Source organism: Mucilaginibacter sp. (assembly GCF_036383575.1).
Lineage (GTDB): Bacteria > Bacteroidota > Bacteroidia > Sphingobacteriales > Sphingobacteriaceae > Mucilaginibacter.
Window position 1 is genome coordinate 1 of sequence record NZ_DASVOB010000055.1, and the last position, 12,310, is coordinate 12,310.

The 12,310-nt window shown below is 43.7% G+C and carries 7 protein-coding genes; 1 reads left to right on the top strand and 6 read right to left on the bottom strand.

Features of this window, described 5'->3' with window-relative positions; translation table 11 throughout:
* From VF500_RS01875 to VF500_RS01885, 3 genes are all read right to left on the bottom strand, one after another.
* Positions 1-1,457: ABC transporter permease (locus VF500_RS01875; protein ID WP_330858047.1), on the bottom strand; the 1,457-nt coding region annotated here is incomplete at its 3' end.
* Between the two features lie 266 nt (positions 1,458-1,723).
* Positions 1,724-4,093 (bottom strand): ABC transporter permease, encoded by a 2,370-nt coding sequence (locus tag VF500_RS01880; protein ID WP_330858048.1) that lies wholly within the window; start codon positions 4,091-4,093, stop codon positions 1,724-1,726.
* Between the two features lie 481 nt (positions 4,094-4,574).
* Positions 4,575-7,427, bottom strand: a complete 2,853-nt coding sequence (locus VF500_RS01885) for an ABC transporter permease (protein ID WP_330858049.1) — start codon at positions 7,425-7,427, stop codon at positions 4,575-4,577.
* 343 nt (positions 7,428-7,770) lie between these two features.
* Between VF500_RS01885 and VF500_RS01890 the strand changes: the two genes are divergently transcribed.
* Entirely contained in the window at positions 7,771-10,269 is a 2,499-nt protein-coding gene (locus tag VF500_RS01890; RefSeq protein WP_330858050.1) for a M1 family aminopeptidase, read from the top strand.
* Positions 10,270-10,392: 123 nt separating this feature from the next.
* On the opposite strand, the gene VF500_RS01895 is transcribed toward VF500_RS01890, so the two are convergent.
* The 3 genes from VF500_RS01895 to VF500_RS01905 all read right to left on the bottom strand — a co-directional run.
* A complete protein-coding gene (locus tag VF500_RS01895) occupies positions 10,393-10,899 on the bottom strand; it encodes a lipocalin family protein (protein ID WP_330858051.1) in 507 nt (168 codons plus the stop codon).
* Positions 10,900-11,124: 225 nt separating this feature from the next.
* Positions 11,125-11,829, bottom strand: a complete 705-nt coding sequence (gene pyrH, locus VF500_RS01900; RefSeq protein WP_121233670.1) for a UMP kinase — start codon at positions 11,827-11,829, stop codon at positions 11,125-11,127.
* A 125-nt stretch (positions 11,830-11,954) separates the two neighbouring features.
* Positions 11,955-12,310 (bottom strand): amidohydrolase family protein (locus VF500_RS01905; RefSeq protein WP_330858052.1); only part of this gene is annotated, 356 nt, incomplete at its 5' end.

Genomic DNA, 12,310 nt, shown 5'->3' on the forward strand with positions numbered 1-12,310 from the left:
AATTCATCTTCAATAACCGCAAAGTTTTTATGAATATCAGGACCGAAGGTGGATAAGGTTACCAGGTTATCTTTATTATAACCTATTGCCCGTCCCTCGGCAAACCTGATTTGCCTGAACACGATAATGGTGCCAATAATAAGCACTACCGAGACGGTGAACTGCACAACTATCAAAGCCCTGCGCGGAACCGCAGAGAACCTACCCGCTTTAAAGGTCCCCTTTAATACCTTAACCGCTTTAAATGATGACAGATAGAAGGCCGGGTAGCTGCCTGCCAGTAAGCCTGTAATAAGGGTAAAACCGGCACATACAAGCCAAAACATATTGTCATGCCACAATATGTCAAGTTGTTTACCTGCTACCTGATTAAAATATGGTAACGAAACCTGTACTATGCAAATGGCTATCACAAACGATGCCATTGCAATTGTAACCGACTCGGTTAAGAACTGGAGGATCAATTGACCTCGCAATGAGCCTACCGCTTTACGGATGCCGACTTCCTTAGCCCGCTTTTCTGAACGGGCGGTACTCAGGTTCATGAAATTGATGCAAGCCAATATCAATACAAAAATACCGATGATGCCAAACAGCCAAACATATTGAATAGCCCCACCCACACTTACGCCATTCTTAAAATCGGTATACAGGTGCCATTTGCTCATCGGGTGCAGAAAAAGCTCGGGCTTATGCTGGGCTTCATCAGCATTGCATTTGTTAAGTTTCGCGTTTTTGATCTTGGCCGAAACTTTATCCATATCAGCATGATCAGCTATTTGCGCGTAACACAAGAAAGCACTGCGCCCCCACTCGTTTTTCATCTGTTCCATCCAGGGGTTATTGTTAGCAAACAACTGCCACGGGCAAAAGAATGAAGCATTAGCTAAAGTGGTATTTGCAGGCATATCTTCATAAACACCGGTAACTTTTACAACAGCTTTGTTATCAAGCTTCATTATTTTATTTACCGGGTCTTCATCGCCAAAATAAGCTTTGGCAGCCGATTCGGATAGTATAATGGAGTTAGGATCATTAAATACAGTACCGCCTCCCTTAATCATTTTAACACTGAACATATCCAGCGCCTGCGGTTCAAAATAAACGCCTTGCTTCATCAGCAGCTTATTGCCAAAGGCCAGGGTATGGGTACCTGCACCGGTGGCCATAGTTACATATTTAAAATTGCTGCCATAACTTTTTCGCAACTCTTCACCCAAAGGTATAGGCTCGTTGGGCATAGTACGCACTTCGCCGTTATTGCTTTGGTTTTGCATTACCTGGGCAATGCGGTCATAGTTTTGATAATATTTATTAAAACCAAGCTCATCATACGCCCACAAACCAATAAGCATAGCCACAGCCATACCAACCGATAGGCCTGCAATATTGATAAATGTATGCCCCTTGTGCCTTGTAAGGTTACGGATAGCGATTTTTAAATAGTTTTTTATCATAGGTTTGGTTTAATTCATTGGTTCATTGTTCATTAGTTCACTGTTATCCGCTCCATGTCATTGCGAGCGATAGCGGGGCAACCTCGTCGCATTTAGATTGACCGCGTTGTACGTCGCTTATGCACTCGCTACGGGATTGCCTCGTCGCACTCACACACTCCCCAGCCTGCTCCTAAATGACATAGATTATATTATTTCTTTAATTCCGAAATCGAACATCCGAAATCCGAAATTCCCCAACCTCTAATCACCAATCTCTAACCACTCTACTCCGCCTTCAAACTCTTAACCGGGTTCATCCTTGCGGCTCTTATGGCCTGCGAGCTTACCGTTACAAGGGCTATTACCAATGCCAGCACGCCGGCCAGGGCAAACATCCACCAGCTTATGGGTACCCGGTATTCAAAGGCTTGCAGCCATTTGTTCATCCCCCACCAGGCTATTGGCGTTGCTATGGCAAGGGCTATCAGCACCAGTTGTACAAAATCTTTTGATAACAGCTGTACAATACCCGTCACACTGGCACCAAGCACTTTGCGCACACCAATCTCCTTGCTCCGCTGCTCGGCACTAAAGGCCGCGAGGCCAAACAAACCAAGGCATGAGATCACTATCGCCATTAATGTAAAGGCATTGATAATTTGCGACAGGGTAACTTCTGTTTCATACTGCTTTTGCACTTCCGTATCTAAAAACGAATATTCAAAAGGTGCATCGGCAATGTCCTTACGCCAAAGCGTCTCCATTTTGCTCAATAGCGATTTATAGTTTTTACTATCTGTTGATACCACCATTACATTAAATTGCCGCAGATCATTACGATAAACCAGCATAAAGGGCTTCACCTCCATATGCAGGGAGTTGTAATTAAAATCCTTCATTACACCGGCCACTTCAACAAAGCTTACCGGATCCGGGGCATATTGGGTATAAAGCCTGGTACCGGGTGCTGCCTGCGGACTTATTCCTAACCGCTTACATAAAGTTTCATTAATAAGCACACGGGTGGTATCGCCTATCCGGAAATCCCTGCCGGCAATTATTTTAATACCGTTTGCTTTGGCAAAAAACTCGTCGGTATTGATATTTTGCGCGTCGGTCGCGGTGGCCATATTGCCGCCCGCGGTATAAACCCCATGATCATGCGGCACAAATTGGCTCAGGTAGTTATCTGCATTACTTACAGTTTTAACTTCGGCCATTTGCCGCAGATCATTTGCAAAGTTTTTCATTTTGCCTTGTGTGGTTTCGGTATAAAAATTAAAGATGAGTTTTTGGTTCTGCTCGAAACCAAGATCTTTATTCTTTACAAAGTTGAGCTGGCTGTATATCACAATGATGCCTGTTATCAGTACTATCGACAGCACAAACTGAAACACCACCAATGATTTGCGGATCCCCGCAGCCGAGATATGACTTGTAAAGTTTCCTTTGATCACCTTAATAGCTTTAAACGCCGACAAGTAAAAGGCCGGATAGCTTCCCGCTACAAAACCGGTAACCACTACCATGCTCACCAGCATTATCCAAAGTTTATAATTGGTAAAAAACGATAAATGAATATCAGTATGGGTGATCTGGTTTAAATAAGGCAGCAAGAATATCAGCAATGGTAACGCTATAGCCACGCCAATGAGCGCTAACATAAATGACTCGCCCAGGAATTGTTTCATCAAGTCACCCTGACCGGCACCGATCACTTTGCGTACGCCTACCTCTTTGGCGCGTTTCGATGCCCGGGCTGTTGAAAGGTTCATGAAATTGATGCAGGCCACAACCTGGATCAGCACGGCCACTAATATCATGATATACAAAAATGCCGGATCGAGCGTTTTGGTAAGCTCATGCTCGTGCCCCGGCGTAGTATGAATGGTAGTTACCGCTTGCAGGTGCAGTGCTTTTTTCATGCCAATGGCCTTCAGTTGGTCGGCACCGTATTTGCTTAAAAACTCCGGAAGCTTTTTTTCAAGAGCGGCAGCACTGGCATCGGGACGCAGCTTTACGTAGGCATATAAAAAATTATTCCCGGCCCAGTTAGAATTTTGCCGCACATACTGGCCCAGTCCACCGCTGTTCATGGCCAGGAACATACTGGCTTTAATATGCGACTGCCCCGCACTTTCGTCAATAACCCCGGTAACCTTAAAATCATGCTTACCGAACGAATTATCGATGGAGATCATTTTTCCCACAGCATTTTCACTGCCGAAAAGCTTATCTGCAACCGGCTTCAACAGCACAATGGTATAAGGTTCGGCCAAAACTTTATTGGCATTACCGTTAACAAAATGGAAGTTGAACACATCAAAGAAGGTGGAATCAACATAAACAGCATTCTGCTGATAAAATGATTTTTCCTTATAACGTAACAGGTGCTGCTTAGCGCCAAAGCCATCGGTTGTTACCACACGCGCAAACTGAACAACCTCACCAAAATCACTTTTCATGGCTGGTACAATGGGCGGTGAACTCGTTGCGCTGTTATGCTTATCACCAGTGAGCTCAAGCGTGGTTGTGATACGATAAATGTCTTTAACATCTTTATGCTGCTTGTCATAACTGTACTGGTCCTGCACGTAAAGCAAAATGTAAAGGCAGCACAATGTACCTGTTGCCAGCCCTATTATGTTAATCAAACTAAAGGTTTTGTTTTTCAACAAAAACCGCCATGCTGTTTTTAAATAACTTTTTAACATACTAATTAGTTGTTCAATGGTTCATTGTAGCTACTACATGTCATTGCGAGTGAAGCGTGGCAACCGCGTACTATACAGAGCGGCCCTGTATAGTACGCGATTGCTTCGTCGTTCCTCCTCGCGATGACATATTTTAACATTTCAATATTTATAAAATCCGAAATCAAGCATCCCAAATCCGAAATCAATAATGGCGTTACCTTCGGCCCGGGCTTTACGCTCATACTGCGCAAGACCTTAGCCACATGGCCGGTATCCGCTTCAATCCCTAACGCTGTCTGAACCGGGATTTGGGAGTTTTTTTTTGATTCCCGGGATTTTCTGCCCTGATCAACAAAATCCTATGATCCGGCAAATCCAATAAATCCAGGTTCAGACAATTCCGAAATCCCTAACCTCTAATCTCTAACCACCAATCTCTCTACTCCGCCTTCAAACTCTTCACCGGATTCATCAATGCGGCCCTGATGCTTTGATAGCTTACGGTAAGCAATGCTATCATAATTGCTGCTATACCCGCAAGGGCAAACATCCACCAACTCAATGGCACACGATAGGTAAAATCCTGTAGCCATTTGGTCATTGCGTAATAGGATATTGGTGTTGCAATCACAATGGCTATAAATACCAGTTTCACAAAATTCAGGGAGAGCATAGTGGTAATATTACCAATGGTAGCCCCAAGTACCTTACGGATCCCAATTTCCTTGCTGCGCTGCTCGGCCATAAAGGCGGCTAAAGCAAACAGACCAAGACAGGCTATCATAATGGCTAATACCGCAAAACTGGTAAAGATGCGGCCCATCCGCTGTACATCGGCATACATATTGGCAAAACGTTCATCCATAAAAGTGTACCTGATAGGCTGATTGGGCGAAAACTGTTTCCAGGTAGTGGTGATCTGCGCCAGGGCATTTTTCACATCGCCTGCTTTTATTTTTACCGATACTATCGATTCGCTTGCCTCCAAATGAAGTACCATTGGTTCGATACCATCGCGCATCGATTCAAAATTGAAATCCTGCACTACACCAATAATAGTTTTGCCCGGGCCATAATTAACTATCTTTTTACCTATCGGGTTTTTGAGGCCCAGCTTATTGGCCATAGTTTGGTTAATGATCACCGCCTGCGAATCGGTTTTCATATCCGGATTAAAATTACGTCCCGCTACCAGTTTAATACCCAGTGTTTTCAGGTAGTCATGATCAACATTCCAAAATTGACCGCCAACACCAGCTTCTGTTTTTTCCTTGCCCTCGTTAAAAAACTGGTTGCCATTGCGCTTGGTACCCGAAACGGGTAAAAAATCGCTGATAGAAGCACTTTTTACGGTAGGCAGTTTTATCAATTCGTTTTTAAAGGCTTTTACCTGGTTATCGAGCGTATTGGTACCCTGGATCATCACTACCTGGTCTTTTTCAAAACCCACCTTTTTATTGAGGATGAACTGCATCTGGTTATAAATAACCACGGTACTGATGATCAGGATAATTGATGTAGTGAACTGAAAAACAACCAGCGCGTTCCTAAGCACCGAGCTTTTGCTGCCGGTACTTAATTTACCTTTAAGCACATCGGCAGGTTTAAAACCCGACAGGTAAAACGCGGGGTAAATACCAGCCACAATGCCTATCAGGAAAGCCGAAGCCAATACCACCGGCACCAGCCACCACTGCGCCCAGGGCATACTGAGTGATTTGGATGCCAGCGCATTAAAATATGGCAACAGGATCCAGGCTAATATCAACCCTAAAGCAAAAGAAAAAAAACTATACAGCAGTGATTCGGTAAGAAACTGCCGGATCAAACCGCTACGCTGCGAACCAACAACTTTACGCAAACCTACCTCCTTGGCCCTGTTGGCCGATTTGGCAGTTGAGAGATTGATAAAATTGATACAGGCTATCACCAAAATGAAGCCCGCCACCGCGCCAAACAGCCAAATAAACCGCATATCCCCGTGCGACATACCATCGTGGATATCGTACGACCGCAAATTGATATCCTGTATATTTTGCACTTTCAAGCTAAATATGTCCATTACTTTGCTTGCCCGTTTATCGCCATTGCGGACCATATTGGGTATGTAATAATTTTTGAGGATATTGGTGCTAACCTTTTTTTCAAACTGCGGTATGTTGGTACCCGGTTTCAGCACCATGTAGATATGGTAATTGTTGGCATCCCATGTAGCCTGTTCACCATTCCAGAATTCAACGCCGGCAAGGGTTAGCAAAAACTTAAAATCGTGCAGGTGCGAGTTATGCGGCAGGTCCTGCATTACAGCGGTTACTTTAAAGGGCCGGGTTTTGTTATTGTTGAGGTATATAACCTTACCTATGGGGTTTTGACCGGGGAAATATTTATCGGCCTTGCTCTTTGAGATCACGATGCTCAAAGGATCGGTCAGCGCGTGTTTAGCGTCACCGTAAACCATGGGTACGCCCAATATATCTATCAATCCCTGATCGGCATAGGCAAAACCTTCTTCATGGGTATTATCGGCCTGATCGGCACGTTTTAGTTCATTGCTACCTGCACCCCAAAACAACGAGTTGGGCATCAAGCGGCCTGATTTTTCAACTTCCGGAAAGTCCTGTTTGATCACCTTCCCCATAACTGAAGGCCAGTCAACGCCTTTTTCATGCGAACCACCGTCATGGTAATCACCAATTAAACGGTAAATATTATTAGCGTTGGGGTAACTTTTATCGAAGCTCAACTCATCACGAATATACAGGGCAATTAAAAGACATGCTGCAATACTGAACGCGAAGCCGCCAATTTTAATTGCTGTATACATTTTTTGCTTGCGCAGCTGCCTCAAAGCTATCTTCAGGTAATTTTTGATCATGGCTGTACGGTTTAAAAACGGGCTATGTTGTTTTAATTTCTTATTTCTGTTATGATCTGGTTGCCGGTTTATCACCTGTTTAACTACGGATGGCTCTGCGGCGGTAGTCTCAGCTGGGGTTGAGCCCTCAATATCTTTAATTTTTGCCTGGATCCTGCCAAACAACGCCGAACTATTACTCCTGGGTTTTTCTTCTCCATCATCCCACCATTTCGACATCAATTTAAGCTGACTATGCAGCTCAGGGTTTTCGGCCAGCAAAGCGTTTAACTCCTGCAGCTCCATTTCCGAAGCTTCATTAGCTAATTTCTTTGAAGCCAGATTCCAAACATGGTCATCCAAATTCATATCCCAAACAGGTTTTAGTTTATCAAAAGGCAGTACACTACTGTTACTGTTGAATAAAACATGTGCCACTTATCAAAACACCTAACTATCAGCAACTTAAATAAAAACAACGCTTATTACTGTACGAAAGCGTACATCTGGTGTTCGGTTTTACGCGGTGGGGTTAGACATTTTGATTTAATACTCAGCCCGTTCCGGTTTTTCTTGGCGCAAATATTGTGCGGCGGCCGGGGCCGGGCATACTTGGGCCGGCCGGCCTCTCACATGCTCTCAAAAATCAGTCGTTCCCGTAACATAATTCGCTCCCATGCGTCATAGGTGATTTACGCACAAAACATTTTAGCCGCCGGGATGTATATTTGAAAATTAACTATCCTTAGCAGCTTGTAAAAAGCAAACTTTTATTCTATATATGACTGATCGCAAATTAATTACAAAACTCATGCTGTCGTGTGTGCTCACCACAGCTATGGCAACTGCTTACGGGCAGCAAGCCCCTCCCCCTGAAGACCCGGCTTTAAAGATCTACCGGGCAGTACCAACCAAGATCAACGACCTCGTCCACACCAAACTTGATGTGCGTTTCGACTACAAAAAACGCTACCTCTATGGCAAAGAATGGGTTACGCTGAAACCTCATTTTTACCCAACCGACAGCTTAAGGCTTGATGCAAAAGGCATGGACCTTAAAAACATTTCGGTAGTAAAAAATGGAAAAAACGTTCCGTTGAAATTTACTTACCAGGACAGCCTTTCGGTGGCCATTAAACTGGATAAGGTTTACCGCAACAACGAAAGCTACACCATTTATATCGATTATACTGCAAAACCAAACGAACTGAAAGAAAAGGGCAGCGCGGCTATTAACGATGCCAAAGGTTTATACTTCATTAACCCTGATGGTACTGAAAAAGATAAACCAACCCAGATCTGGACACAAGGTGAAACCGAAAGTTCATCGGCCTGGTTCCCTACCATTGATAAGCCAAGCCAAAAAACTACCGAAGAGATCACGATGACCGTACCGGCGAAGTACGTAACCTTATCAAACGGTAAACTAATCGCGCAAAAAACAAACGCCGACGGTACCCGAACCGATACATGGAAGCAGGAGCTGCCGCATTCTCCATACCTGTTTATGATGGCTGTTGGTGATTTCAAGATCTATAAAGACAAATGGAAAGATAAAGAAGTAAGCTATTATCTTGAACCCAAATACGCGCCCTACGCCAAGGAGATCTTCGGATTTACACCTGAGGTGATCGACTTTTATTCAAAAACCTTAGGGGTTGATTATCCATGGGTAAAATACTCACAAATTGTAGTGCGCGATTATGTTAGTGGTGCAATGGAAAACACGTCGGCTACCTTACATGGCGCTTATGTACAAGGTACCCACCGCGAGTTGCTTGACGCTTATTATAATGACGGCCGCAGTACTATTGTTCACGAACTGTTTCACCAGTGGTTTGGCGATTATGTTACTGCCGAAAGCTGGAGCAATCTCACTGTAAACGAATCATTCGCCAACTTTAGTGAAACCATCTGGGCCGAGCATAAATATGGCAAAGATTGGGGTGATGCCCACAACTATGCCGATATGCAAAGCTACCTGCGTTCACCAGGAGCTAACACCAAAAACCTGGTGCGTTTTTATTACGCTGATAAAGAGGATGTGTTTGACGCTGTTACTTACCAAAAAGGCGGTCGTATTCTGAACATGCTCCGTAACTATTTAGGCGATGCAGCATTTTATAAAGGTCTTAACATCTACCTTAAAACAAATGCCTTCAAAAACGGCGAGGCCCAGCAACTGCGTTTAGCATTTGAAGAAGCCAGCGGCCAGGACCTTAACTGGTACTTTAACCAGTGGTATTATGGCGCAGGGCACCCGATATTAAACATCAGCTACAAATGGGATGAGGCTACTAAAACCGAAACTGTTTACCTGAAACAAACCCAGGATGGCCAAACCTTTAAACTGCCAATAGCCATCGATGTTTACCAGGGTGGTAAAAAAGTGCGCCATAAAGAATGGATGAACAATAAGGTTGATTCTATCAGTTACCAACTGGCCGGCAAACCCGATTTGGTAAACGTTGATGCCGATAAGATCCTGTTAACCAAAAAAACCGACAATAAAACTATTGAGGAATTTTCTTTCCAGTATTTTAATGCTCCTAATTACCTTGACCGTTATGAAGCTATAGATGCTGCAGCGGCTGACCAAACCCGTCCGCAAGCACAAAAAATCATGATCGCTGCTTTAAAGGATAAATATTATGGCTTACGCATTAAAACCATCAGGGCATTAAATCTCACTAAGGATGATGTGCGCAATGCAGCCCAGCCGATATTGATCTCATTAGCTCAAACCGATGATAACACATTGGTACGGGCAGCTGCAATTACCGCGTTAGGTAAACTAAAAGCAAGCGGCAATATGACCTTGTTTACGCAATCAATATCAAGCGAATCATATGCTGTACAGGGTGCTGCTTTAAATGCAATTGCCCTGCTTGATCCGACTAAAGCATTAACCTTAGCCAAAGGCCTTGAAAAGGACAACAAAGGCGCGCTGACTGCCGCTATCATGACTTTATACACCACCAACGGTAATGATGCCGAATGGCCATTTGTTTACCACGCGTTTGTTGAGTCAGGTATCCAGGAAAAATTCAACGCCCTTAAGAACTTTGCCGATATGACCGCTAAAGTTAATAAGCCTGAATATGCTCAGCAAGGTATTGAAGAGCTTAAAAATGCAGGTATAAAATTTAAAGTTTATGGTGCCGCTCCCTTTGTAGTTACGCAATTGGAAGGCATCAAAGCTTCACGCACTACCATGAAAGATGATGCATCGGCAAAAGCTGCTGATGATGCCATCAAAGCCGTTAATGACGCTAAATAATTAAGCTTAAAAGCTACAATGCAGAAGGCCGCCTTTTCATAGGCGGCCTTTCTTTTTCATAATAGTTTTGTAGGGCGTAGGTTATATGTAATTTATAGTGATATTTCTTATTGATCGGATAGCTTAATCCTTGTGTTGCTGCGAAACCAGTTTTTCAACCGCGTATCCCATAGCTTTGCAGTGCGCTACTATTTCCTCATATTCGGCTGTGGGCATTGTTGGTTTACGGCTCATGATAAACAAAAACTTATGATCCGGGTGGCCAACAACTACGTATGAGTAATCAGGCGCGAGGTCGATAACCCAATAGTCAACTTTAATAGGCCAGATAAACTGGGCCTTCATCTCACCGTCCTTCTCTTTTTCGGGAAACAGTTTTGACTTATAGGTATGCACCTCGTCGTTATCTCCCTTTTTGGCACAGGTTATTACATTGTAATAGCCATCATTATTTAGTGTGTAGGTAGTAGTAGTTTCGCGGGTACCCCTGTCAAACATGGTGGGGATAGAGTATAAAGAATACCACTTACCCGAAAACTTATCCAGATCAACCTTCGCTACCGGCTTATTAACCGGTCCGTTATAGATTGTTATAAAAAACAACAGCAATGTACTCAAAATAAACTTCATAGCCTAACAATTAAAAACCCCTGCTATTACCAACTACGGAATAACAGGGGTTTTAAGTTTTTATAAAGCTTATAGACGGAGGTTGTAAGAGCTACAACCGATGCGCTATTTTATGTCATTGCGAGGAGGAACGACGAAGCAATCGCATACTATACAGGGCGAATATGCTTCCGTGCGATTGCCACGCTGCGCTCGCAATGACATGATTTTTTTGCTTGGTGGGGCTTATTTCACCAGCGTACCAATATCTTCACCTTTGGCAATTTTCATGAAGTTACCTTCTTTGTTCATATCAAATACAATGATAGGCAATTTGTTTTCCTGGCAAAGGGTTATGGCGGTCATGTCCATTACGTTCAGGCCTTTGTCATATACTTCCTGGAAGGTGATCTCATCGTAACGGGTTGCTGATGGATCTTTTTCCGGATCGGCTGTGTAAATACCATCAACGCGGGTACCTTTCAGTACCACATCGGCTTTAATTTCAATTGCACGTAATGAAGCGGCAGTATCAGTGGTGAAATAAGGGTTACCGGTACCGGCACCAAATATTACGATCTTGCCCATTTCCAGGTGGTGCATAGCACGGCGACGGATGTAAGGCTCGCAGATCTGTTCCATTTTAATGGCTGATTGCAGGCGGGTTTCTACACCGATGCTTTCTAAAGCATTTTGCAACGCCATACAGTTAATAACTGTAGCAAGCATACCCATATAATCTGCCTGGGCACGTTCCATGCCCGATTTTTCGGCACTTAACCCTCTGAAAATATTACCGCCTCCAACAACTACCGCAATTTCAATACCGGCATCATAAACGTTTTTAATGTCATGGGCATACTGCAAAACCTGGTTATTATCGATACCATATTGCCTTGTGCCCATCAGCGATTCGCCCGAAAGTTTCAGTAATATTCTTTTGTATTTCATTTGGTGTGATTTGCTAATAATAGAAATAAATGAAACCTGCTTTTGTTTATATCAAGAATTGATAAAGCTCTGTTCATATGGGAGTAGTTCGCCAAAAATAGCGAATAAATTGCAGTGTTAAAATTTTATGTTGTCTTTGTTAAAAAATCGCCCTTGATTATAGTTTCAACCACTTCAAAATCAGCGTCAAAAACAACAAGGTCGGCATCAAAGCCTTTTTCAATTTTACCCTTTTTTGTTTGCGACGCCAGCTCGGCAGGATATAATGATGCCATATTCACGGCCTCCGCCAGGTCGATCCCTGCCAATTTAACGCAGTTTTCTACCGCTTTAAGCATGGTAAGGCATGATCCCGAAAGTGTACCATCGGGCATGGTATACCTGTCGCCCCTAAGCTCATGCTGGTAAGCACCTTCTTTGGTTGAGGTAACGGCATCGGTGATCAGGAAAAGCTTATCACCCAATTCGCGTTTAGCCAGGC